Raw genomic sequence first — 23,758 nt, forward strand, 5'->3', positions numbered from 1 at the left:
ATCGACCGGCGCAGCTACCAAGCCACCACCAGCATCGACATCGTCATCCCCGACCCTTGACGACCACACCAACCGCCTAACTGAACGGCGTTGGAGCTAGATGCGAGCTAGATGCCTCGGACGGTCAGCACCACGCCGTCGGTCGCGGCGAGCCGGTCCTTGGAGATCTCCCGGTATTCCGGGGAGTTCGCCCACCGTTCGAACGCCGCCTGGTCCTCGAACGCCACCAGCACGACCTTGTCGTGCGGCCAGGCGCCTTCCACGGCCACGGGCGCCTCGTCGGCGGCAAGAAGGCGCCCCTGGTACTGGAGAAGCACCGGCATGAATGCCGCGGCGTACCGGTCATATCGCTCCCGGTCGTGGATGCTGACCTGAGCGAGCACGTAGACAGTCACGCGACCGATGTTACTGGTGAGTAACTGCTCTAAGCGACCCCCACGCCGATCAGCATGCCGACCACGTAGGTCGCACCCGCCGCCGCGGCGCCCAGCAACAGCTGACGAAGACCGCTGCGCACCCACCCCTGCCCGGTGAAACGGGCGATGACCGCCCCGGCCGCGAAGAGGCCCAGCCCGCCCACGGCCAGCGCGAACGCCAGGCTGTCGAAACCCATCAGGTACGTCAGCAGCGGGATGACCGCGCCGATCGAGAAGCAAACGAACGAGGAGAGCGCCGCGGTCCACGGGCTCGGCAGCTCGTCCGGCACGACGCCGAGCTCCTCCTGCGCGTGCACCCGCAGCGCCTGCTCCGGGTCGTGCTTGAGCACGTCGGCCACCTGCCGGGCGAGGTCCTCGGGCAGGCCGCGGGCGGTCCACACGGCGACCAGCTCGTCGGCCTCGCCGTCCGGATTGTCCCGCAGCTCCCGCAGCTCCTTGTCCAGCTCGGCGGCGACCTGGTCGTTCTGGGTACGCACGCTGGTGTACTCGCCGAGGCCCATCGAGACGGCCCCGGCCACCAGGCCCGCCACCCCGGTCAGGATCAGCGTGTGCCGGCTCACACCCCCGCCGCCGACCCCGGCGATCAGGGCGATGTTGGTCACCAGGCCGTCCATCGCGCCGAACGTCGCGGCCCGCAGCCAGCCTCCGGAGACGTCGGCGTGGTGGTGCTCGACGACCGTCACGGGAGCGTCAGGATCTCATACCCGTCCTCCGTCACCACCAGCGTGTGCTCGAACTGCGCCGTCCACTTGCGGTCCTTGGTGACGACGGTCCAGCCGTCGTTCCACATGTCGTACTCGTGAGTGCCGAGGGTGATCATCGGCTCGATGGTAAACGTCATGCCCGGCTCCATCACCGTGGTCAGCCGGGGGTTGTCGTAGTGCGGGATGTAGAGCCCGCTGTGGAAGGTCTCGCCGATGCCGTGGCCGGTGAAGTCGCGCACCACTCCGTAGCCGAAGCGGCGGGCGTACGCCTCGATGACCCGGCCGATGGCGTTGATCTGCCGCCCCGGCGCCACCGCGCGGATCCCGCGCATCATCGCCTCGTGGGTGCGCTCGACCAGCAGCCGGGCCTCCTCGCTCACGTCGCCGACGCAGAACGTGGCGTCGGTGTCGCCGTGCACACCCCCGAGGTACGCGGTGACGTCGACGTTGACGATGTCGCCGTCCTCGAGCACCGTGCTGTCCGGGATGCCGTGGCAGATCACCTCGTTGAGCGACGTGCAGCAGGACTTCGGGAAGCCCTTGTAGCCCAGCGTCGACGGGTACGCCCCGTGATCGACGAGGAACTCGTGCACCACCCGGTCGATCTCGTCCGTGGTGACGCCCGGCTTGCAGTGCTCGCCGGCGAGCTGGGTGGCCTGGGCGGCGAGGCGCCCCGCGATCCGCATCTTCTCGATCGTCTCGGGTGTCTGCACGTGCGAGCCGCGCCACTCTTTCGGGCGCTTCTTGCCGACGTACTCGGGACGGACGATCTGTGGCGGCACCGCCCGCCATGGCGACTGCTTACCCGGGGTGAGCGGGGCACGAACGGTCATGGAGCCCAGCCTATCGCCGCTGATTCGCCGGTTCCCGGGAGCGTGCGCCGGTTGTTGCCGCCTGTGGGCCCCTGTGTAATCGTGTCATCGTGGATCAAGACGGCCCCGAGAACATCTTCTCGGCCACCACATCGGTGGCAGACGACCACGTCACCGTGGTGGTGAGCGGCGAGGTCGACATGTCGACGGCGGACGGGATGTTCCGGGCGGCGACGGACGAGAGCGCCGGCCGGGTCACCCTGGATCTGCGCGGCGTCACGTTCTTCGACTCGGCGGCCATCCACACCCTGATCCGGCTCGCCGAGCGCTATCCCGCGGCCCTCGAGGTCATCCCGTCGCCGCAGGTGCGGCGGGTGCTCGACATCTCCGGGCTCAGCGGCCAGCCCTGGCTGGTCACGAGCGACTGAGCGGCCGGCGCAGCGTCACCGACGTCCCGGCCTCGGACCGCGCCACGGTCAGCTCCGACAGGGCCCCGATCAGGGCCAGACCGCGGCCGCGGAACCCGGTCCCGGTGGCCGGTCGCCACCTGCCGGTGTCGCGCACGGTGGCGCTCACCGAGTCCTCCTCGAGCGAGACCTCGACGGTGATGACCGGCTCGGCCGGGTCGATCGGGTGCTCCACCGCGTTCGCCGCGGCCTCCGAGACCGCCACCATCAGGTCGAAGATGTCGTTCTCGGGCACGCCGTTCGCGGTCAGGAAGTCCTCCAGCCGCCGGCGCAGCACGCTGAGCCGGGTCGGGTCGGCCGGCAGCCGGAGCACGAACTCCCGCGGCTCGGTCGCCTGGAGCGCGAGCAGGGCGATGTCGTCGCGGCGGGTGTGCCGGGCGGCCTTCTCGAGCAGGTTGTCGAGCAGATCCTCGACGTGGTCGGCGGGCTTGGCGAGATCGGCGCGCACCTGGGCGAGGCCGGTGTCGATGCCCTGCCGCCGGTCCTCGACCAGCCCGTCGGTGTAGAGCAGCAGCCGGTCGCCCGGCGCCAGCTCGGCCCGAAGCGTCGGATACTCGGAACCCGGAAGGGCGCCGATCGGCGGCCCCAGTGCGGAGGTGTAGAGGAACTCGCCCTCCTTCCCCGGCGCGGCGTGGACCGGCGACGGGTGCCCGGCCGACGAGAAATGCAGCTCCCGGGTACGGGGATCGAAACGTACGCACACCACGGTCGCGAACTGCCGCCGGCCGAGGTTGTCCACCAGCCGGTTCAGCCGGGTCAGAGCCGCACCGCAGTCGAAGCCCTCGAGGATGTACGCCCGCAGCGCGTTCCGCAGCTGTCCCATGCCCGCAGCGGCCTGCACACCCTTGCCGACCACGTCGCCGATGACCAGGACGAGCTGCTCCCCCGGGGCGACGATGACGTCGTACCAGTCGCCGCCGACCTCGGCCTCACTGCTGCCCGGCAGGTAGCGGCTCGCCACGATCGCGCCCGGCACCCGCGGCAGCGACTGCGGCAGCAGGCTGTGCTGCAGGGTGCTCGCGATCCGGTGCTCGGCCTCGTAGAGCCGCGCATTCTCCAGGCGCAGGCCGATCAGGCGGGCCAGCTGGGCGAGCAGCACCGGCTCGACCCGGCTGTCCGGGCCGGACCAGACCTTGAGCTCGCCGAGGCTCGCGCCGGAGGTGTCGGGCAGCGTCAGGACCTCGTCCGGCTCCGCGGTGGCGGACGCACCGCCGTCCAGCTCCGCACGGGCGCCCGGCGCCGTCACCACGACACGGCCGGCCGAGGTCATCGCCAGCACGTGCCGCGCCGCGACGTTCAGCACCTCGGCGGTCGTCCGTACCGTATTGACCGCCGCGGCCGCGTCCACCAGGCCGCGCAGCCGGCTGATGATCTGCCGGCGGAGCTGCCCCAGCTCGAGGTTGGCCCGGACCCGGGCGGTGAGGTCGCGCGCCGAGAACGGTTTGACCAGATAGTCGTCGGCGCCGGCGGCCAGCCCCTCGACCGACGACTCCTCGCCGGCGCGGGCGGACAGGACCACGATCGGGACGTCCCGGGTACGTTCATCCGCCCGCAACGCCTTGATCAGGCCGAACCCGTCCAGCCGCGGCATCATCACGTCGGTGAGCACGAGGTCGAACGGCTCGCGGCCGGCTCGTTCGAGGGCGTCCCGGCCGTCGACGGCGGTCGTCACCTCCCAGTACGGCCGCAGCAGCCGCGCGACGTGGTCCCGCAGGTCGGCGTTGTCGTCGACCAACAGCACCCGGCCCTGCCGCGGGCCCTCCACCTTGCCGGGAGACGCCGTGGATTCCGCCTCCCTGGAGGTGTCGCCGAGCCACCAGTGCGCCTCCTCGACGTACAGGCGGCCCTGGTCGTCCGGGGCGGCCGAGGTCCGCTCGTCGAGGATGCGGTCGGCGGGCAGGTGGCCGGTGCCGAGCGGGACGGTGACCGTGAAGGTGCTCCCGGAGCCGGGTTCGCTGCGGGCGGTCGCCGAACCGCCGTGCAGCTCGGCCAGCTCGCGCACCAGGGCCAGGCCGATGCCCGTACCCTCGTGGCTGCGTGACCAGGTCCCGGTGACCCGGTGGAAGCGGTCGAAGAGCAGCTGCTGCTCGGCTGAGCTGACGCCGACGCCGGTGTCCTCGACCTCCAGCACCGCGCGCCCCTCGCGCTCCGCGAGGCGCACCGTTATGCCGCCCGACGGCGTGAACTTCACGGCGTTGGAGAGCAGGTTGAAGACGATCTTCTCCCACATCTCCCGGTCGACGTGGACGGGCGCGCTCAGCGGCGGGCAGTCGACGTCGAGGCGCAGCCCGGCCCGTTCGGCCGCCGAACGGAAGGTGCTGACCAGCCGGGCGGTGTAGTCCGCCAGGTCGGTCGGCCGGTATGCGGCGCGCAACCGCCCCGACTCGAGCCGGGAGAAGTCGAGCACGGTGTTGACCAGCTTCAGCAGGCGCATGCCGTTGCGCTGCATCGGGGCCATGCGCTCGCGCTGCTCGTCGGTGAGGCCGCTGCTCGCGAGCAGGTCCTCCAGCGGGCCGAGGATCAGCGTCAGCGGCGTGCGGAACTCGTGGCTGACGTTCGAGAAGAAGTTCGTCTTCGCCGCATCCAGCGCGGCCAGCTCCGCGGCCCGCCTTCTCTCCTGCTCGTACGTCCGCAGATTCGAGACCGCCCGCGAGATCTGCGACGTGGCCAGGTCGAGGAAGTCCCGGTAGCCGCCGTCCAGGGCCAGATAGCGGCTCACCCCGACGACGAGCGCGCCGACGTCGCTGCTGCCCACGCCGACCGGCAGCACCAACGCCTCGGTCGCGGCCGGCCCCGGCGGCTCGGTCGTGACGGCGGCGATGGGCAGGGTCCCCGGCCGGTCGGCCCGCATGACCTCCTCGACGACCCGTAGCGCCTCGCCCGTCAGCGGCAGGCAGCCGGTCTCCGGCACCCCCGACACCGCGGCCAGGGAGAGGGCGCCACCGCCGGCGGGATCGTCGAGATACAGCGCCGCGAACGGCACGTCGCCCGGGTTCTCGCCGAGGACCTGCGCGACCTGGGCGCCGAGCGCGGCCTGGTCGGGCGAGCCGGCCAGCCGGGAGCCGAGCTGGCTGAGGGTGCCGACCCGGCGATCGGCGAGGACCCGCCGGGTGGTGTCGCTGACGATGCAGAACACGCCACCCACCGTGCCGTCGGCCAGCCGGATCGGGTCGTACGAGATGTCGAAGTACGTCTCCTCGAGGAAGCCGTACCGCTCCAGCATGAACGGGTGGTCGGCGGCGTAGTACGACTCGTCGGCGGCGGCCACCCCGTCGAAGAGCTCCTGCAGCACCGACCAGGTCTCGGCCCACATCTCGCGTCCCGGACAGCCCACGTGCCCGGGATGCTTGCTGCCCATCGTGGTGATGTAGGCGTCGTTGTAGAGGGCGCAGTAGTCAGGGCCCCAGAACAGCACGATCTGAGCCTTCGAGGCGAGCATTGTGGCGACGGCGTGGACGAGCTCCGGCGGCCAGTCGGCGGGCGGCCCGAGCGGGGTCGTCGCCCCGTCGAGGGCGAGCATGCGCCCGCCCATCTCGCCGCCGCGCTCGAACGCCGTACGGAGCCGCTCCGGCAGCGCGCCGCCCATGCATCCTCCGAGGGGTGTTCAGCTGAACGAGATCTGCACCGTAACGGTAGCTAGCCTTGCCCGCGTGACAACCCCGGGCCTCGAGCGGGCTTTGACGGCATCGCCCCTGCTACCGCTGCCGCCGGCCGCCGCGGAACTGCTGCGTACGCTCGGTGCGCCACCGCGCCTCGGCGCGCACCTGCGAGCGGTTCACGACGTGGCCTGGACGCTGACCGACCGGCTCGGCCGGCTGCGCCCCGACCTGGAGTTCGACACCACGGCGGTGCTCTTCGGTGCGGCCACGCACGACATCGGCAAGATCGTGCACCCGGAGGAGCTGTCCGGGCCCGGCCACCGGCACGAGCCCGCGGGCCGCGACCTGCTGATCCAGTACGGCGTGCCGATCCACCTGGCACGGTTCGCGGGCACGCACGGCTCCTGGACCGAGCCGGACCGTGGACTGGACGATCTGCTGGTCAGCCTCGCGGACAAGGTCTGGAAGGGCGCGCGGGTAGGCACACTGGAGGACCGGGTGACCGGATTCCTCGGCGGGGCGCCGTGGGAGGCGTTCCTGGTGCTGGACGACATTCTGCAGGGGCTGGCGGCCCGGGCGGACGAGCGGCTGGCCTTCCAGGCGTCGTTCCCGGTCTGAGCCTCTCTCAGGCAGCGAGGGAGGTGTATGCCAGGCCCGAGCGGCCGGCGGCGGCTTCTGCCAGCGCGGCGAAGACGCGCAGGTCACCCGTACGTTCCGGATGCCATTGCACGCCGAGGGCGAAATACCGGTCGCGGTCCTCCAGGATCTCCACGATCCGGTCCTCGGGGCACCACCCGCTGATCGTGAACGTGCCGGGGTCGTCGACCGCCTGGTGGTGGAACGAGTTCACGGTGATCCGCGACCCGAGCAGCCCCATCGCGCGGGAGCCCTGCTGCAGGACGATGTCGTGGCGCCCGAACGAGGACGCGTCGGCGGCGAGCGGGTCGGTGCCGGCGGCCGCCCGGTGCCGGTCGTGGCCGACCAGGTCGGGCAGGTGCTGGTGCAGGGAACCCCCGGTCGCGACCGCCATGATCTGCATGCCCCGGCACACCCCGAGGACCGGCACGTCGGCCTCGAGCGCGGCCCGCATCAGCATCAGCTCGGAAAGGTCGCGGACCGCATCGGTGTCGGTCAACGGATGCGGCTCGGCACCCCAGTGCGACGGATCGACGTCGCCGCCGCCGGCGAAGACGAGGCCGTCGAGCGACTCGAGGACATCGGTGCCCGGGTCGTCGGGAGTGATGAGAACCGCGCGCCCGCCCGTCGCGTGCACCGCCTTGACGTAGGACATCGGCAACATTCCGGCCTCGACGTCATTGCCGTTGTACTGGACGTGCTGGGCGTACGAGGTCAGTCCGATCAAGGGCCTGCGCATGGGGTGCAATCCTCTCGGTCTCCAGGTCTCCGCTATCGGCGGGCGAATGCGAAGCCTTAGCCGGATTCCCGGCGGCGGGTGAATGGGGGCATTCGACATCGGTTCCGCGGCCCGTACGGGCTTCCTTACCGCCCGGCGCCGCGCGCCAATCTGTTGATCACCGACGTTTTCGCGGCCGGCGTCGAATCCGGCACTTCGAGGGGGCGGGTAGCGGGTGGCCGGCCCGGGCCCGGGCAGCCTGCCAGGCGGTTCGTCGTGGCGCTGAGCGATCCGACATCGTCGTCAGTTTCGGCGCTCACTCCATTTCCAACACTGACTCCGGCCCCCGATTCCGGCGATTGGGGCCGTTCACCCCATCGGGTCTTTATTCGCTGCCGCGGCCACCAGCGCACCGAACAACCTCTTGTCCCGTACGACTTCCGGATGCCATTGCACGCCGAGCACGAACGTCCGCGCCGGATCCTCGACCGCCTCGACGGCACCGTCGTCCGTACGCCCGCTCACGACGAGCGACCCGGCGTCGGCCACGCCCTGATGGTGGTAGCACTGCACGAACCGGTCGTCGCCCATGAGCGTGGCGATCCGGCTGCCCGCGGTGAAGGTCGCCTCCTGCCGCCCGTACACGGCCGGGGCGGGCCGATGCCGCTCATGCCCGAGCACGTCGGGCAGATGCTGGTGCAAGGACCCACCGGCGGCGACGGCCAGCACCTGCATCCCCCGGCAGACGCCCAGCACGGGCAGGTCGGCGTCGAGCGCGGCCCGGGCGAGCAGCAGCTCGGCGGAGTCACGGTCGGGCCGGGTGACGGTCAACGGCTCGGGCTCGGCGCCGTAGAGCTCGGGACCGACGTCGGCCCCGCCGCTGAGCACCAGGCCGTCGAGCACCCGTACGACGTCGGCGTCGAGATCGTCGGGCGGCAGCAGTACGGCACGGCCCCCGGCTCCGGCCACCGCGGCGACGTAGTCGTACGGCAGGAGGGCGGTGGGCAGATCGTGCCAGACTCCCCACGTGGCGGGCTCCACATAGGTGGTGATGCCGATGACGGGACGCATCAAACCAACCTAACCATCAGCCCGTACGGATCAATTGGCCGTCCGGTCCCCCTGCCGGCGGGGCACCGGACCGCAGGCACGAGCGCGCGGCGCCGCCTCGGTGAGGCCGGCGCCGCGCTCGGGCCCGTGCGACCCACCGGCGCAGCGATCGAAGCGTGCACCGGCGGGGATTCGACCCCTGCGACCTGCGTGAGCAGGCCGTGCTTGATCGGTGCCCGCCGCGCGATTTGCCTAAACAAGTCGTTCGGGAGTGAATGTGCCAGGTTCACCGGCTCTGGGCTCCACACAGCACGATGTCCCGACCGGCGAGCCAGATTCATCCGTCGCAAATCAGTCACATACGCCACTGCCGCCTCCCCCGAACCGACCACCCCGAGCCCTCACCGCAATCTGCCTCGATTTCGGGGCTCAGGGACACCCGTTCGCGGCCGACAAAAATTGTGAGGGGATCACACGGACGGCAGAGGGAGCACCATGGGTCTGTTCCGGCGGCGGACGGGCACTTCCGGCCTGCACAAGGTCGTGGAGGAGATGGGGATGGAGCAGGTGCTGGCGCAGTCGCCGGCCAGCCTGCTGATCACGGACAGTGAGGGCACGATCGTCTATCGCAACGCTGCCGCGCTGGCGGTCGCCGCGAAGGTGGCGGGTGACCTCAACGACACGGTGCTGGACCAGCTGCGCCAGCGGCTCAAGGCGGCGATCTTCGAGGCGCCCTCGTTCCCGTACACCAACTCGTTCCACGTGCAGGTCGGCGAGCGTGAGTCGTGGGCCGAGGTGACCATCAACAAGCTGGACTCGGGATACCTGGCCAGCTGGTCGGAGATCACGGCGGAGCACCAGCGCCGGCTGGTGCTCACCGAGACGGCCCACCAGCTGACGAGCGCCGTCGAGTCGTTCGAGCGTCTGATCGCCGGGTTGTCCCGCGACACCGATGAGGTGTCCGCCCGCGCGGAGGCGGTGGCCAGCGGCACGGAGGAGCTCACCGCGAGCATCCGGGACATCTCCTCGAGCACGTCCACGGCGGCGACCAACACCGGCACCGCGGTCCAGTCAGCCGGCACCGCCAACGAGCGCATCACCGAACTGGGCCAGTCCAGCACGCAGATCGGCGCCGTCGGCGAGCTGATCAAGTCGATCGCTGAGCAGACGAACCTCCTCGCGCTCAACGCCACGATCGAGGCGGCCCGCGCGGGCGAGGCGGGCAAGGGCTTCGCCGTCGTCGCGGGCGAGGTCAAGGATCTCGCCCAGCGCACCAGCGACGCCACCGGTCAGATCGCCCACATGATCGACGCCATTCAGACCGACAGCGTCGGCGCCGCGGGCTCCATCGAGGAGATCGTCCGGCTCATCGGCCAGATCGAGGGCGAGCAGAGCAGCATCGCCGGCGCGGTCGAGGAGCAGAGCGCGACCGCCTCGGAGATCAGCGCCAGCGTGTCGGCGGTGGCGCAGGCGGCCCATTCCTCGGCGAGCGCGGTGGAAGATCTCAAGACCGCGGTGTCCCTGCTCTCCGAGAAGGCCCGGCGCCTCCGCGAGCTGGTCTGACCAAGCCCTAAAGCGGCGTCACGTACGCACCCGTGATCCCCCCGTCCACGACGAACTGCGCGGCGGTCATGAACGACGCGTCGTCGCTGGCCAGGAACGCGACCGCCGCCGCGATCTCCTCCGGTTCGGCGAAGCGGCCCATCGGTACGTGCACCAGCCGCCGGGCCGCCCGCTCCGGGTCCTTGGCGAACAGCTCCATGAGCAGCGGCGTGGCCACCGGCCCGGGGCAGAGGGCGTTGATGCGGATGCCCTCGCGGGCGAACTGCACGCCGAGCTCCCGCGTCATCGCGAGCACCCCGCCCTTGCTCGCCGTGTACGCGATCTGCGACGTCGCCGCACCCAGCAGCGCGACGAACGACGCGGTGTTGATGATCGAGCCCTTGCCCTGGCGCTGCATGTGCGGGATCGCGTACTTGCAGCAGAAGAAGACGCTGGTGGTGTTGACCTTGAGTACCCGCTCCCAGGCGTCGAGGCCGGTGACGAGGATGGAGTCGTCGTCCGGCGGGGAGATGCCCGCGTTGTTGAAGGCGATGTCCACCCGGCCGTACCGCTCGGCGACCCCGTCGAAGAGGGCGCGCACCGACTCCTCGTCGCTGACGTCGCAGGCGACGAATTCGCCGCCCACCTCGTCCGCGGCGGCCTTGCCCGCGTCCGACGAGATGTCGGCGCAGACGACCTTGGCTCCCTCGGCGGCGAACCGCCGGGCGGTCGCCAGCCCGATGCCGCTGCCGGCCCCGGTGATGACGGCGACCCGATCCTGCAAACGCTCCACTGCCGGCCCTCTCAGCTGTCCGTCGCGATGTACACGTTCTTGACGTCGGTGAAGCTGAGCAGCGCGTCGGGCCCCAGTTCGCGGCCCAGCCCGGACTGCTTCATCCCCCCGAACGGCGTCCAGTAGCGCACCGAGGAGTGCGAGTTGACGCTCAGGTTGCCGGTCTCCACGGCCCGCGACATCCGCAACGCCCGGCCGAGGTCGCGGGTCCAGATCGAGCCGGAGAGCCCGTACTCGGTGTCGTTGGCCAGTTCGATCGCCTCGGCCTCGTCGTGGAACGGCATCACCGACAGCACCGGCCCGAAGACCTCCTCGCGCCAATGCCGGTCGCTGGAGGAGCGGGCGAGCAGCACGGTCGGCGGGAACCACCAGCCGTCGCCCGCCGGCGCGTCGCCGGTGAACGCCACCTCGGCCTCGCCGGTGTAGGACGCGACCGTGTCCCGGTGCGCGGCCGAGATCAGCGGTCCCATCTGTGCGGTGTCGAGGCCCGGGTCCTGAACACGAAAAGCCTTGACCGCCGGCTCGAGCAGCGACAGGAAGCGCTCGTACACCGATTCCTGCACGAGGAGCCGGGACCGCGCGCAGCAGTCCTGCCCGGCGTTGTCGAACACCCCGCCCGGTGCGGCCGCCGCGGCACGCTCGAGGTCGGCGTCGGCGAAGACGATGTTGGCGCTCTTGCCGCCCAGCTCGAGCGTCACGCGCTTCACCTGGTCGGCACAGCCCGCCATGATCGACTTCCCGACCTCGGTGGAGCCGGTGAAGCACACCTTGCGGACCGCCGGATGCGTCACGAACCGCTGCCCTACGACGCTCCCCTTGCCCGGCAGCACGGTGAACACGTCCTGGGGCAGCCCGGCCTCCAGCGCCAGCTCGCCGAGGCGGATGGCGGTCAGCGGGGTCAGCTCGGCCGGCTTGAGCACCACGGTGTTGCCCGCGGCCAGCGCCGGCGCGAATCCCCACCCGGCGATCGGCATGGGGAAGTTCCACGGCACGATGATCCCGACGACCCCGAGCGGCTCGTGGAAGGTCAGGTCGATGCCGCCAGGCACCGGAATCTGCCGCCCGGACAACCGCTCAGGAGCACCCGCGTAGTAGTCGAGCACGTCCCGGACGTTGCCCGCCTCCCAGCGCGCGTTGCCGATGGTGTGCCCGGCGTTGCGCACCTCGAGCTCGGCGAGCTCCTCCAGGTGCTCGTCCACGACGGCGGCGAAGCGCCGCAGCAACCGCGCCCGGTCCCCCGGCGCCACCTGACGCCACGACGTGAAGGCCCGTTGCGCCCGCTCAATCGCGGCATCGGTCTCGGCCAACCCCGACGACGGTACGGCGCGCAGCACCCCCCCGGTCGCCGGATTAATCACCTCAGTGCTGTCCACGCCTCACCCCTGGAAGATCCTCACACGCCGTGCCACTGCCGCGCTCGAAGTCACATCCGCTCGAAGCCGCGGCGAAGCTCCCAGTCGGTGACGGCGGAGTCGAAGGCGGTCAGCTCCACCCGCGCCATGTTCGCGTAGTGCGCCACCACCTCCTCGCCGAACGCCGCCGCTCCGACCGATCCCCGCTCCCACAGCTCCAGCGCGTCCCGCAGCGTCGTCGGCACCCGAGGCGCGCCGGCGTCGTCGTACGCGTTGCCCTGCAGCTCGTCCTCCAGCGTCAGCTCGTTCTCGATCCCGTGCAGCGCCCCGGCGATCAGCGCCGCGATGGCCAGGTACGGGTTGACGTCCCCGCCGGGCACCCGGTTCTCCACCCGCATGCCCTCCCCGTGCCCGGCTATCCGCAGCGCGCACGTACGGTTGTCGACCCCCCAGCGCAGCGCGGTGGGCGCGAACGAGCCGGGCTGGTAGCGCTTGTACGAGTTGATGTTCGGCGCGAACAGCAGGCTGAACTCCCGCATCGTGGCCAGCAGCCCGGCGAGCACCCGCTGTCCCGTCGGCGACAGGTGGGCCGGTCCGTCGCCCAGCATCGCCGAGCGGCCGTCCTCGCCGCGCAGGGAGAAGTGGATGTGGCAGGAGTTGCCTTCCCGCTCGTTCGGCTTGGCCATGAAGGTGAGCGCCATGCCCTCCTGCGCGGCGATCTCCTTGGCGCCGTTCTTGTAGATCACGTGGTGGTCGGCGCAGGCGAGCGCGTCCGCGTACCGGAAAGCGATCTCGTGCTGGCCGAAGTTGCACTCGCCCTTGGCGCTCTCCGGGACCAGCCCGGCGCCGGCCATCTCGTTGCGGATGCGGCGCAGCAGCGGCTCGACGCGGGCGGTGCCCAGCAGGGAGTAGTCCACGTTGTACTGGTTGGCGGGGACGAGGCTGCGGTAGTTCTTCGCGAAGGCCTGCTCGTAGGAGTCCTTGAAAAGGACGAATTCCAATTCCGTTCCCGCGTACGCAGTCAGCCCGTGAGCGGCGAGCCGGTCGAGCTGCCGGCGCAGGATCTGGCGCGGGGACGCGTACACGGGTTGACCGTCGGTGGTCTCCAGGTCGGCGAGGACCATGGCGGTGCCACGCTGCCACGGCACCGGCCGCAGGGTGCTGAAGTCGGGCTTCATGACGAAGTCGCCGTAGCCGCTGTTCCACGAGGACATCGCGTACCCGTCGACGGTGTTCATGTCCACGTCGACGGCGAGCAGGTAGTTGCAGCCCTCGCTGCCGCCGGCGACCACCTCGTCCATGAAGTAGCGGGCGTGCAGCCGTTTGCCCTGCAGACGCCCCTGCATGTCGGTCAGGGCCAGCAGCACGGTGTCGATGCTGCCGTTGTCGACGGCGACGTCGAGGTCCTCGAGATCCATGATGCAGTCCTATCGCATGGGGCCGACAAAAGCGCGGGGCCGGGCGGAATGCCCGGCCCCGGTCCGGCGATCACTCCGGCATGGTCTGCTCGCCGTGCGCCGCCTTCTCGATGAGGTTCTGCTTCGGTCCGGTGAACCACTTCCGGGCGCTGACCAGCCACCAGACGGTGGCGGCGCCCACCACGACCGCCACGGCGACGATCGTGTAGTTGAAGTTCTTGGCGGTGATCGGGCTGGTCGTCGGGAGGATGAACAGCACGCAGATCACCCCGACCCAGACGATGGCGATCCAGCCGATCGGGGCGCTCCACCGGCCCAGGTTCCACGGTCCGGGCCGGAAGTCAGGGCTCAGTCGGCGCAGCAGCACCGGCCCGACGTACGCGATGTAGAGCCCGATGACCGCGATGGACGTGGCCGCGAGATATGCGGTGGTGTTCCACAGCGACGGCAGCACCAGCAGCGTGCTGATCGCCACGCACAGCCAGATCGAGTTCGTGGGCGTACCCGTGCGGGGGTTGACCTGTTTCCACAGCCGTGAGCCGGGCAGCGCGCCGTCGCGGGCGAAAGCGAATGCCATCCGGGAGTTGGCGGTGACCGAGGCCATGCCGCAGAACCACTGCGCGACCATGCAGATGAAGAGCAGGAACGTGCCGAGATCGTGGCCGACGGCGTCGATGAAGATCTGCGCCGGCGGCAGCCCGAGCGTCGTCTTCATCTCGCCGCCGTAGTCCTGGATCGACCAGGTGATCGCGAAGAGCAGCACGAATCCGGCGATCACCGAGACCACCACGGACATGACGATGCCGCGCGGTGCGGCGCGCGACGCGTCGTGGGTCTCCTCGGCCACGTGCGCCGAGGCGTCGTATCCGGTGTACGTGTACTGCGCCATCAACAGGCCGATGAGGACGGCGTAGGCGCCCGCGCCGGCGAACGTGAAGCCGGTCTCGTTGCGGACCTCGAAGAAGACCTCGGAGACCGGCTTGTGGTTGTCCGGGATGACGGCCAGCAGCACCACGATGACCGCGACGCCGACCAGGTGCCACCACGCGCTCACATCGGAGAGCAGCCGCACCAGGTTCACGCCGAACGTGTTCAGCAGGCCGTGCACGACGATGATCACCAGGAAGATCAGGAACGTACGCCCGGCGGTGACCTCCATGTCGAAGGCGAGGCCGAGGAACGCCGAGGTGGTGATCGCCGCGCCGAAGTCGATCGCGGCGGTGACCGCGACCTCGCCGAGAAAGTTGAACCAGCCGACGAACCAGGCCCAGGCCGCCTTGTTGCGTTTGGCGAGCGCCGCGGCCCACCAGTAGAGCGCGCCTGCGGTCGGATAGGCGGAGCAGACCTCCGCCATCGCCAGGGCCACGAAGGTGACCATGACGCCGACGAAGAGCCAGCCGAGGGTGATGGCGATCGGTCCGCCGGCGGTCATGGCGATCCCGTACGAGGTGATCGCGCCGGCCAGGATCGAGATGATGGAGAAGGAGACCGCGAAGTTCGAGAAGCCGGACAGTCGGCGGTGCAGTTCCTGCTGGTAGCCGAGCTGGGCGAGCCGTTCTTCGTCGGTGCTGGGGACAGGGTCAGCGCTCATGCATGCTCCCTAGACCGAGGGGCGACTGTGACCTGGGCCACCGCCGTTCGGTGATGATCTACCCACGGTGTTACAGCCGTCAATGAGCCGCGTTAATTGCGTTGCCGGGCGCGAATCGCAGGCCGCACACTCGTACGCATGTCAGGGCAAACGCACGCGTGGCGAACACGCGCGGCCCTGCCGGTGTTCTGACGCCGTATCCGGCGCGCGAGCCCTCGGCAGGCATCGCGAACACCTGGGAGCGCTCTGCGGAGCAGCTCCCGTCCCGCGGCGGCGCGGGGCGCGGTCACCTCTCTCTCGACACAGCGTCGCGCTGTGCCACGCGCCCGCCCCGCGCCGCCGCCCCAACGTCATGACACGACACGACACGCGAAAATCTACAGCGGCGAGTCTAGAAATTGACACGTGATCGGCCTAATATCGGGGAGTCGGCGACGCACAGCCGGCACGCAACTGGCACAGAACCTGTTGGTAAGGAGGACGAGATACCGCAGCAACGCGTAATCGCCACGTCCCCGAATCGACAAGAGGTGATCGCAGCCGATGCCCATCACGCGGGCGGCTCGCTAGCGGCACGCAAGCGAACCGGCCTAGCCGACGACGGTCGGCACCAGAATTGAACATCCAGGGCCCCGGTTACCCGCCGGGGCCCTGGACTGTGCTTGCGAAGAAAGGAAGCATGAGCACCGCGTTCGACGACGCCGACTTCCCGGCGTACACCATGGGCCGGGCCGCCGAGATGATCGGCGTGACCCCCGCCTTCCTGCGCAGCCTGGGCGCGGCCGGCCTGGTCGCGCCGGAACGCTCGCTGGGCGGCCACCGCCGCTACTCCCGGCACCAGCTCCAGCTGGCCGGCCGGGTCCGTCAGCTGCTCGACGAGGGCATCCTGCTGGCGGCCGCCTGCCGCATCGTCACCCTGGAGGACCGCCTGGCGGCCGCCCATCGCCGCATCATCGACCTGGGTGGCACCCTGACCGCGGACGACGACGTGGACCTCCCCACCCAGACGCACCCGGACATCGCCACGACGAAGTACTACCCGACACCCCGTACGGACCGCTCCCCCACGGCGCCGTAGCCGACGGCGGCCAGGCTCGACTCCCACAGCAGCCGGGCGCGCTCGGGGCGGGTGGAGCGGCCCGTGGCCACGAACGGCCGCTGCCACGCGAAATAGCCGCCGGGCACCAGCCCGTGCGGCTCGCGCGCGAGCCAGACCAGCGTCTCGGCACCCTCGGCCGGCGTCCGGAACAGCACCGGCACCAGGCCGGCCAGGGAGAACACCGGGCTGCGCCGGCCGAAGCGGCTGCGGATCAGGCCCGGGAAGAAGCAGGTCGGCACGATCCCGTACGTCGCCCAGCGTCGCGCCGCCTCCGCCGTGAAGAGGATGTTCGCCTGCTTGCTGGCCCCGTACGCGAGCCATCGGCTGAGCTGACGGCGGCCGGGACGCCGGACGTCGAGCGTGCCCCACGCCTCGGCCGCGGAGCCGGTCGTGATCACCCGGGCCGGACCGTCGGCATCGGCGGCCGCCCGGAGGCGGTCCAGCAGCAGGTGGGTCAGCAGGAATCCGGCGAGGTGGTTGGTCTGCACGGTGGGATCGAACCCGTCCGCGGTGAGCCGGCGTACCGAGGTGAGCTGCCCCGCATTGTTGACGAGCACGTCGATCCGCTCGTGCGCCGCAGCGATCTTGCCGCCTGCCTGGCGCACCTCGTCCAGCACGGCGAAGTCCGCGCGATAGGCCGCCGGCGTGCTTCCACTGACCTCGCGCACGGCCTCGACCGCTCGCTGCAGGCGCCCGGGATCCCGGCCGAGCAGCACCACCTCGTCGCCGCCGCGGGCCAGCTCCACCGCCGCCGCCAGGCCGATGCCCGAGCTGGCTCCCGTGATCACCACCGTGCGCGCCATCGGTCCATTCGATCACGGCGCTAGCTTGGGATCATGACACCCGACGCCACGCGCGCCCGCGCGGCAGCCGCCGGCTTCGCCATCCCGGTGGGCGCGCTGATCATGTTGATCGCGCTGGTCGCCACCCCGGGTTCGTGGTGGCACGGGTACGTGAGTGAGGCGGGCACCGCCGCGGCACCGTGGGCCACGGCGTACCGATGCGGCCTGATCCTGCTGGGCGCCGGAGTGGCACTCCTCGGACTTGCTCTGCGGCCGGCCTCCCCTTTCCTCGCCGCGCTGCTCGGCAGCGCCGCCCTTTTCGCCGGCACCTCGGGAGCAGTGCCGTGCACCGATCGGTGTCCGCTGCCGCCCTTCGAGCCGACGACCGCGAGTGACGTCATTCACACCTCGGCCAGCATCCTCGGGATGGCGGTGATGGCCGGCGCGATGGCGTTCCTGGCCCTGTCACCCGCCTTCCGACCTGCAATGCGACGGCTCGCGGCGGTCTCTGCCGCGCTGACCGTCCCGCTGGGCGGCGCCCTGGGTCTGACCATGCTCTTCGCAGGCCGGGGCCCCCTCGGCGCGATCTTGGAACGGATCCTGCTGACCGTTGCCGTGAGCTGGCTGATGGGAACGGCCGCCTTGACGGTATTACGTAATTCCGTAAGAGTGGAGCCATGGACTCCTCCCCTCCCGACCCGCTCGAGCACCGGGTCTCGGAGCTAGAACGCCGCTTCGCCGAGCTGATCAGCAGATTCGCGCACGGCGAGCCGGTTCCTGCGGGCGCGAAGGCGCCGGACGTCTTCTGGGCGCTCGAAGGGCTCCGCGGGCGGGTCGGCGACGACAACGCCGGTGCGGTCCTGTTCACCGGCGCGGTCAACCTGCCGACCGGCGAGCACTACGAGTGGCAATACGGCACGGCCGTCGACGACATGCTGGAGGCGGACTGGTCGGACTGGGCGGGTGCGCTGGGCGCCCTGGGCCATCCGGTCCGGCTCCTGCTGCTGCGCCGCGTGCTCGCCGGCACCCGTACGGCCACCGAACTCGCCGCCGACGAGGCGCTCGGCACCACCGGCCAGCTCTACCACCACCTGCGCCTGCTCGTCGGCGCCGGCTGGCTCCACTCCTCGGCGCGCGGGCAGTACGCGGTGCCCGGAGACCGCGTGGTGCCCCTGCTCGTCGTCCTGTCCGGAGCGAAACGATGACCCAGGGTTCAACAGGCGCGGGGTCAGACGACGCGGCGGACGATGGACAACAGCGACTGCTCGACATCCTCGATCGGGCGGTCCGGCTGGAAGACCAGCCAGTCCACCGCCACCACCAGCCCGATCCCGAACAGCGCCGACGACGCCACCCGCACGTCCAGGTCCGCCGGGAGGTCCCCCGCGTCCACCCCCGCCTGCACCGTCTCCGCGATCACCCCGATCGCCTGCTCCCGCAGCAGCACGAGCGTCTGCTGCCACTCGCGGTTCGTGCGCCACATCTCCGACAGCAGGAGCTGGGCGAAGGCCCGGTAACGCCGGATGTACTCCAGCTGCGCCCGCACCAGCGCCGCCACCGCGTCCCGGGGCGGCAGGCCCTCCACCGCCGCCCGGAAATCGTCGGTGAGCAGGCCGATGCCGTGCCGGAGGAGCTCCTCGAACAACGCCGTCTTGGAGGCGAAGTTGTAGTAGACCGTGCCCTTGGCGACCTTGGCACGAAGCGCGATGTCGTCCACTGTCGTCGCCGAGAATCCCTGTTCGGCGATCAGCTCCACCGCCGCCTCGTACAGGCGCTGGCGAGTGTCCTCGCGCCTGCGGGTCCTTCCGTCCACAGTTCTCAGATCACCAGCTCCGGGTGCAGGTCGGACGAAGTCAGATGGCGTTTGCGGCGAGTCACCGCGACGGTGAGCGCGAGGGCGCCGAAACCGTACGCGAGCAGCGCAAGCACGCCGGTCACCACCGTACCTCCAGCACCGCCGTTGATCGTGTGGCGCAACGCCTGCACGACGTACGTCATCGGAAGCAGAGGATGAATCGCCTGGAAGAACCACGGCTCCGTCTGCACCGGATAGGTGCCGCCCGACGAGGTGAGCTGCAGCATCAGCAGGGCGAGCGAGAGGATCCGGCCCGCCGGGCCGAGCGCCGCACCCAGCAGCTGCATGATCGCCGTGAACCCGGCCGCGGTGAGCATCAGCAGGACCAGCGTCTGGACCGGGCTCACCGGTCCGAGGTCGAGCGCGAACACCACCACCACGAAGAGCACGAGCGCCTGCACGAGGCCGACCGCCAGCGCGGGCAGGAAACCGGCCAGCGCCACCCGGTAGGCCGGCGCGCCCGAGACCACGTAGCGCCGGTTCAGCGGCCGCAACACCATGTAGGTGATCATCGCGCCGACCCACAGCGCCAGCGCCAGGAAGTACGGGGCGAACCCGACGCCGTAGGTGGCCGCCGCGTGGCGTACGTCGCGGTTCAGCCCCACCGGATCGCCGAGCAGGTCGGAGCGGTCGGAGGTGTCGTCGCCGTACCCGGGGATCTGATCCGCCCCGTCGCTCAGCCCCGACGCGAGCTTGGCCGCACCGCCCTCCAGGTCACCCAGGCCGTCGGCGAGCCGGCGGCCACCGTCCGACAGCGTCCCCAGTCCGCCGTTCAGCTGGCGCGCCCCCGAGGCGAGCTGGAAGATCCCGCCCCGCAACTGCGTCGCCCCGGCCGCGGCATCGGAGGTACCACTGTTCAGCTGCTTGGCCCCGGCAGCGAGATCGTTCAGTCCGGCCGCCAGCTCATCGACGTGCCCCCGGGCCGCGGCCACATCGTCCGCCAGGTGCGGAGCCGCCGCCGCGACCTTGCGCGCCGTGACCGCCACGTCGTGCAGCCGGTCGCTCAGCGCATCGAGATCGGCGTCGTGAACCACGGTCTGCACCCGCTCGGCAGCGGCGAGAAGCTGATCCGCCAGCGCCCGGGCCTCATCGCGGTGCGGCGTGCCCTCCGGCAACCCGTAGACAAGCTCGCGCAGCTGCTTCGCCTTCGCCACGGCGTCCTCCGCGGCGCCGTCCAACCGGTCGACGTTCTGGGACAGCAGATCGGCGCCCTTAGCCACCTGATTCGCGGCATCCTCGATCAGCTCGGCGTTGTCCCGCAGCACCGGCTCGACCCGGTCGGCGGCGGCGTCGACGGTGGTGGCGAGCTGCCGCCCACCCGCGGCGGCCTGCTGCGTGCCCGCGGCCAGCTGAGCCGCTCCCACCTGCAACGCCGCCAACCCGTCCGCGAGATCATCCGCCCCCTGCGCGGCCGACCCCAGCCCGCCGGCGAGCTGACCGGAGCCCTTCTTCGCATCGGAGAGCCCGCCCTCGAGCTGGCCGGCACCCTTGTGCGCGGACCCCAGCCCGTCATCGATCTGATGCGCGCCGTCCGCGGCCTCGGTTGTCTTCTCCTTGATGTCGGTGAACGCGATGAGCATCTTGTCGAAGTACCCGGCCTGCGCGCTCTGCGCGGCGGAAGCCCGGACCTCCGAGAAGACGGTCCGCGAGAAGACCCCGGAAAGATAGTTGTTGGCATCGTCGTTGACGACCAGCAGCTGCGCGGGCTTGGGTGCGGAATCGGCGTCCGGCCCGCTGGTCAGATTCGTGGAGAAATTCCGCGGAATCCGCAGCGACAACTGGTACCGGCCATCGGCGAGCCCGGCCTCGGCGCCCCGCTCGTCGGTGACGTGCCAGTCGAAAACCTCGCGATCGATGAGCTCGTCGGCGAGGTCCTGCCCCGCATGAACCTTGGTCCCGTCGCTGGCCGTGGCGGCCTGATCCTCCATCACGAGGGCGGCTGGAATGTGGTTGAGCTTCCCGTAGGGATTCCAGAACGCGGCGAGGTAGAGAGCTCCGTAGAGGAGCGGAATGACGCAGATGACGACGAGGGCGGCCGCGGGAAGCTTGCCGCGCAGGAGACGGCGAAGCTCGAATCCTGCCAGGCGGAAGCTGGGCAATCCGGTCACTTCTGCTCTCCACCCTGCTCTTCTTGCTGTCCCTTGGTTCCGGCCTTGTTGCCGTTCGCGTCTCCCGCGGGGGTGTCCATCTCGGACCATTCCGTTTTGGGCTCAGCCACCACGGTGTCTTCGGCTTCAGGCCTGGCCGCTACGGCGACCCCCGCCTTGCGGGGCGCCGCCGCCGCCGCCTTGGGGCTCGCCGCCGACCTGGGGCCCGCCGACTCTTCCGCCTCGGGCCTCACCGGCCCTTCCGCCTCAGGTTCTGTGGTCGTGGACCCTGCCGCTTTGCGTTCCTCGGTCTTGGGCTCCTCGGCCTTTGGCTCCTCAGCCTTGGGCTCCTCGGCCTTGCTCTCCGCGACGTCCGGACCGTCCGCCGCGACCGCAACCGCGTCCGCTTGGGCCGTCAGCCCCGTACTACCGAGTCGCACCACCGTGGACACCCGCGCCTCGTCGACCTCCCGAGCCGTGACCAGCACCGCCACGCCCTGCGCCGCGACGTCCCCGATCAGCCGCCAGAGCGCCTCCCGCTCCGCCGCATCGAGCCCCTCATCCACGCCGTCGAGCGCCACCACCTGCGGCGCCGACACCTGGGCGAGGATCAGACCCAGAACCTGTCGCTCGTACGGGCTGAGCTCCCACCCCCGCGTGCCGGGGTCGAGCCCGTGCCACGCCACTTCCCCGCCCGGCCGCCGCCCGGCGAGCAGGGCCCTCTCCCGTACGTGCTCGGCCACCGTCAGGACGGATTCGGGCTCCGAGACGCCGGGCACATAGCCGAGGGCCGCCGTACCCGTGAGGTCGACGCGGCCGGCAGACAGTCGGAAGCGCTGGGCAAGCGCCAGCAGCACCGTGGTGCGCCCACTGCCGGGCGGACCCACGATCGCGACGACGTCGCCTGACGAGGCCGAGACGTCCAAGTCACGGAAGAGCCACCGGCGCCGGCGACGTACACCCGCGGCCTGAGCACTGAGGACCGACATGAAGAAGCACCCAACCTTGTACTGACTGGTCAGTGCAAAAACATACTCGCAATGCCGATCGATGGGCGGCTCAGGTGGTCGACCTCACGTCGCCCTACCGCTTCGCGCAGCCCTCATCGCGGGATCGACCTCGGTCGGCTACTGAACGCCGCCGAATCGCTCCGCTACCGCCGCCGTCGGAGCCCTCCACAGGCACGACGCCGTTCGATTCCCTAGCTTGTCCGGCCGAGCCAGGCTGATCATGCCGTCAGCCACCACGACCCGAGTCCGCCGCCACCGCAACTTGTGCCCGCCACCACTGCCATCGCCCCAACTTGTGGCCGCCGCCACCGCAGCTTTTGCCCGCCACCACTGCCACCGCGCGCCAACTTGCGGCCGCCACCACCGCCACCGCGCCAACTTGCGCCAGCGGCCGCTGCTATCGCGCCAACTTGCGCCCGTCGCCGACACAAGCGAGCGCCGCTACACCGCCCGCGCACGCACCCCAGAGCGCACACCGGCACCATCCCAGCGCCGGTGCCACCCCCCAGCCGCATCGACGGCCTCCAACCCACGCCACCCGCGCTTGCCGCCGCCTCTAGCCCCGCAAGCCACCCCTCACCCCTGAGGAAAATCGCACCCCACCACTTGAGGCCAGTCCGGTAGACCGCCCTCCCCCCACGAGGCAGGATCAAAGCCATGGTGACGCGATGGGGCATGACCGTTCCGCTGGCCGGAGTTCCGCTCGCCGAGCACGCACCGGTGTTCGCAGCACTGACCGAAGCAGGCTTCACCGACTTCTGGTCGAGCGAGGTCAACGGCACCGACGCCTTCACTCCCCTCACTCTCGCCTCGGTCTGGCAACCCAGTGCCCGCCTCGGCACCGCCATCGCCCCCGTCTTCACCCGCGGCCCCGGCCTGCTGGCCATGACCGCGGCGGCGCTCGCCGAAGCCGCACCGGGTCGCTTCCAACTTGGCCTCGGCGCCTCGTCACCGGTGGTGGTCGGCGACTGGAACGCCGCTGACTTCACCCAGCCGTTCGCCCGCAGCCGTGACACGCTCCGCTTCCTCCGCGCAGCGCTGGCCGGCGAGACGGTCGACCAGCCGTACGAGACCTTCCAGATCCGCCGCTTCCGCCTCGAACGCCCGCCGGCCGTCCCCCCGCACCTGCTCCTCGCCGCGCTGCGCCCCGGCATGCTGCGCCTGGCCGCAGCCGAAGCCGACGGCGTGATCCTCAACTGGTTGGCCGCCACGGACGTCTCCCAGGCGCTGGCCGAGGCGAAGACCGACAACCCGAACTTCGACGTGGTGGCCCGGATCTTCGTCTGCCCGACCTCCGACGCCGCCTACGCCCGTAGGGTCGGCCGCCGCATGATCGCCGCGTACCTGACCGTCCCGGCCTACCTGGAATTCCACCGCTGGCTGGGCCGTGAACCGGTGCTCGCTCCGATGTGGAAGGCCTGGGCGGCCGGCGACCGCAAGGCCGCCCTGGCCGCGATCCCGGACCAGGTCGTGGACGAGCTGATCGTGCACGGCACACCCGAAGAATGCCGAGCGCACGTCGCCCGCTACGCGGAAGCAGGCGTCAAGGTCCCCGTGATGGCCCTCCTCCCGACCCCGGAGCTCGAGAAGGGCGGCGCCGCAGCCCTGGCAACCCTCGTCGCGGCCCTCGGCAACCGCTGACCCTTCCCCACGCACCGCAAACGACAAGGAGGCAATGCCCGGTCGCGCCCGCGCCAGTGTCCCGGCTGCGCTCGCATGGCATGACGGGCACGCAAGAAGCCCTCGACACCTATCCGGCCGGCCGCACGAGTCGCGGCCGAGGGCGCCACCGCCACCAACTCGACA

Annotated in this window: 21 protein-coding genes; 7 read left to right on the forward strand and 14 right to left on the reverse strand. The window is 70.7% G+C overall.

The genetic code is table 11. The features are described 5' to 3' along the window. Positions 1-107 precede the first annotated feature (107 nt). The 3 genes from AB0368_RS35375 to map are packed head-to-tail and all read right to left on the reverse strand — an operon-like array spanning position 108 to position 1,974. On the reverse strand, positions 108-395 hold the full coding sequence (locus AB0368_RS35375; protein WP_366158401.1) for a DUF1330 domain-containing protein: 288 nt from the start codon (positions 393-395) through the stop codon (positions 108-110). A gap of 29 nt (positions 396-424) precedes the next feature. Beyond that, positions 425-1,120, reverse strand: coding sequence for a VIT1/CCC1 transporter family protein (locus AB0368_RS35380; protein WP_366158402.1), 696 nt, complete (start codon positions 1,118-1,120; stop codon positions 425-427). After that, positions 1,117-1,974, reverse strand: a complete 858-nt coding sequence (gene map / locus AB0368_RS35385) for a type I methionyl aminopeptidase (protein WP_366158403.1) — start codon at positions 1,972-1,974, stop codon at positions 1,117-1,119. Before map ends, AB0368_RS35380 begins: the two co-directional genes overlap by 4 nt. Before the next feature lie 89 nt (positions 1,975-2,063). Between map and AB0368_RS35390 the strand changes: the two genes are divergently transcribed. Beyond that, positions 2,064-2,381: an STAS domain-containing protein gene (locus tag AB0368_RS35390; RefSeq protein ID WP_366158404.1), complete on the forward strand. Its 318-nt coding sequence runs from the start codon at positions 2,064-2,066 to the stop codon at positions 2,379-2,381. Here the strand turns inward: AB0368_RS35390 and AB0368_RS35395 are convergent. Further along, complete coding sequence (locus tag AB0368_RS35395; protein ID WP_366158405.1) at positions 2,368-6,006, reverse strand: SpoIIE family protein phosphatase; 3,639 nt, start codon at positions 6,004-6,006, stop codon at positions 2,368-2,370. The two genes, AB0368_RS35390 and AB0368_RS35395, sit on opposite strands and share 14 nt — an antisense overlap. Before the next feature lie 64 nt (positions 6,007-6,070). On the opposite strand from AB0368_RS35395, the gene AB0368_RS35400 reads away from it, so the two are divergent. Next, positions 6,071-6,637: an HD domain-containing protein gene (locus AB0368_RS35400; RefSeq protein WP_366158406.1), complete on the forward strand. Its 567-nt coding sequence runs from the start codon at positions 6,071-6,073 to the stop codon at positions 6,635-6,637. Positions 6,638-6,644: 7 nt separating this feature from the next. Here the strand turns inward: AB0368_RS35400 and AB0368_RS35405 are convergent, their stop codons facing one another. Together AB0368_RS35405 and AB0368_RS35410 are read right to left on the reverse strand one after the other, a co-directional pair. Then, the gene (locus AB0368_RS35405; RefSeq protein ID WP_366158407.1) at positions 6,645-7,394 is read right to left on the reverse strand and encodes a gamma-glutamyl-gamma-aminobutyrate hydrolase family protein; all 750 of its coding nucleotides are present in this window, start codon (positions 7,392-7,394) and stop codon (positions 6,645-6,647) included. Positions 7,395-7,742: 348 nt separating this feature from the next. Continuing rightward, positions 7,743-8,444 carry a gamma-glutamyl-gamma-aminobutyrate hydrolase family protein gene (locus tag AB0368_RS35410; RefSeq protein ID WP_366158408.1) on the reverse strand — a complete coding sequence of 234 codons (702 nt, stop codon included), beginning with the start codon at positions 8,442-8,444 and terminating at the stop codon, positions 7,743-7,745. Between the two features lie 474 nt (positions 8,445-8,918). On the opposite strand from AB0368_RS35410, the gene AB0368_RS35415 reads away from it, so the two are divergent. Then, positions 8,919-9,986 carry a methyl-accepting chemotaxis protein gene (locus AB0368_RS35415; protein ID WP_366158409.1) on the forward strand — a complete coding sequence of 356 codons (1,068 nt, stop codon included), beginning with the start codon at positions 8,919-8,921 and terminating at the stop codon, positions 9,984-9,986. Positions 9,987-9,993: 7 nt separating this feature from the next. On the opposite strand, the gene AB0368_RS35420 is transcribed toward AB0368_RS35415, so the two are convergent. The 4 genes from AB0368_RS35420 to AB0368_RS35435 form a co-directional block, all read right to left on the reverse strand. Next, a complete protein-coding gene (locus AB0368_RS35420; RefSeq protein ID WP_366158410.1) occupies positions 9,994-10,758 on the reverse strand; it encodes a 3-oxoacyl-ACP reductase in 765 nt (254 codons plus the stop codon). Between the two features lie 11 nt (positions 10,759-10,769). Then, positions 10,770-12,131, reverse strand: a complete 1,362-nt coding sequence (locus AB0368_RS35425; RefSeq protein ID WP_366158411.1) for an aldehyde dehydrogenase family protein — start codon at positions 12,129-12,131, stop codon at positions 10,770-10,772. A 50-nt stretch (positions 12,132-12,181) separates the two neighbouring features. Then, the gene (locus AB0368_RS35430) at positions 12,182-13,528 is read right to left on the reverse strand and encodes a glutamine synthetase family protein (RefSeq protein WP_366158412.1); all 1,347 of its coding nucleotides are present in this window, start codon (positions 13,526-13,528) and stop codon (positions 12,182-12,184) included. A 70-nt stretch (positions 13,529-13,598) separates the two neighbouring features. Continuing rightward, positions 13,599-15,119, reverse strand: coding sequence for an amino acid permease (locus AB0368_RS35435; protein ID WP_366158413.1), 1,521 nt, complete (start codon positions 15,117-15,119; stop codon positions 13,599-13,601). 679 nt (positions 15,120-15,798) lie between these two features. Between AB0368_RS35435 and AB0368_RS35440 the strand changes: the two genes are divergently transcribed. Then, positions 15,799-16,197 carry a MerR family transcriptional regulator gene (locus AB0368_RS35440; RefSeq protein ID WP_366158414.1) on the forward strand — a complete coding sequence of 133 codons (399 nt, stop codon included), beginning with the start codon at positions 15,799-15,801 and terminating at the stop codon, positions 16,195-16,197. On the opposite strand, the gene AB0368_RS35445 is transcribed toward AB0368_RS35440, so the two are convergent. Next, positions 16,155-17,009: an SDR family NAD(P)-dependent oxidoreductase gene (locus AB0368_RS35445; RefSeq protein ID WP_366158470.1), complete on the reverse strand. Its 855-nt coding sequence runs from the start codon at positions 17,007-17,009 to the stop codon at positions 16,155-16,157. The genes AB0368_RS35440 and AB0368_RS35445 overlap by 43 nt on opposite strands. A 45-nt stretch (positions 17,010-17,054) precedes the next feature. Between AB0368_RS35445 and AB0368_RS35450 the strand changes: the two genes are divergently transcribed. Continuing rightward, positions 17,055-17,726, forward strand: coding sequence for a DUF998 domain-containing protein (locus AB0368_RS35450; protein ID WP_366158415.1), 672 nt, complete (start codon positions 17,055-17,057; stop codon positions 17,724-17,726). Next, positions 17,678-18,205: an ArsR family transcriptional regulator gene (locus tag AB0368_RS35455; RefSeq protein ID WP_366158417.1), complete on the forward strand. Its 528-nt coding sequence runs from the start codon at positions 17,678-17,680 to the stop codon at positions 18,203-18,205. Before AB0368_RS35450 ends, AB0368_RS35455 begins: the two co-directional genes overlap by 49 nt. Positions 18,206-18,228: 23 nt before the next feature. Here AB0368_RS35455 and AB0368_RS35460 read toward each other — a convergent pair whose 3' ends face one another. From AB0368_RS35460 to AB0368_RS35470, 3 genes are read right to left on the reverse strand one after another with little or no spacing between them, the layout of a single operon-like run. Next, the gene (locus AB0368_RS35460; protein WP_366158418.1) at positions 18,229-18,813 is read right to left on the reverse strand and encodes a TetR family transcriptional regulator; all 585 of its coding nucleotides are present in this window, start codon (positions 18,811-18,813) and stop codon (positions 18,229-18,231) included. 5 nt (positions 18,814-18,818) lie between these two features. Further along, positions 18,819-20,963, reverse strand: a complete 2,145-nt coding sequence (locus tag AB0368_RS35465) for a YhgE/Pip domain-containing protein (protein ID WP_366158419.1) — start codon at positions 20,961-20,963, stop codon at positions 18,819-18,821. Beyond that, positions 20,960-21,868: an ABC transporter ATP-binding protein gene (locus tag AB0368_RS35470; RefSeq protein ID WP_366158420.1), complete on the reverse strand. Its 909-nt coding sequence runs from the start codon at positions 21,866-21,868 to the stop codon at positions 20,960-20,962. Before AB0368_RS35470 ends, AB0368_RS35465 begins: the two co-directional genes overlap by 4 nt. Before the next feature lie 759 nt (positions 21,869-22,627). On the opposite strand from AB0368_RS35470, the gene AB0368_RS35475 reads away from it, so the two are divergent. Then, on the forward strand, positions 22,628-23,593 hold the full coding sequence (locus AB0368_RS35475) for an LLM class F420-dependent oxidoreductase (protein WP_366158471.1): 966 nt from the start codon (positions 22,628-22,630) through the stop codon (positions 23,591-23,593). The last annotated feature ends 165 nt before the right edge of the window (positions 23,594-23,758 follow it).

This window comes from Actinoplanes sp. NPDC051475, from assembly GCF_040689425.1.
Taxonomy (GTDB): domain Bacteria; phylum Actinomycetota; class Actinomycetes; order Mycobacteriales; family Micromonosporaceae; genus Actinoplanes.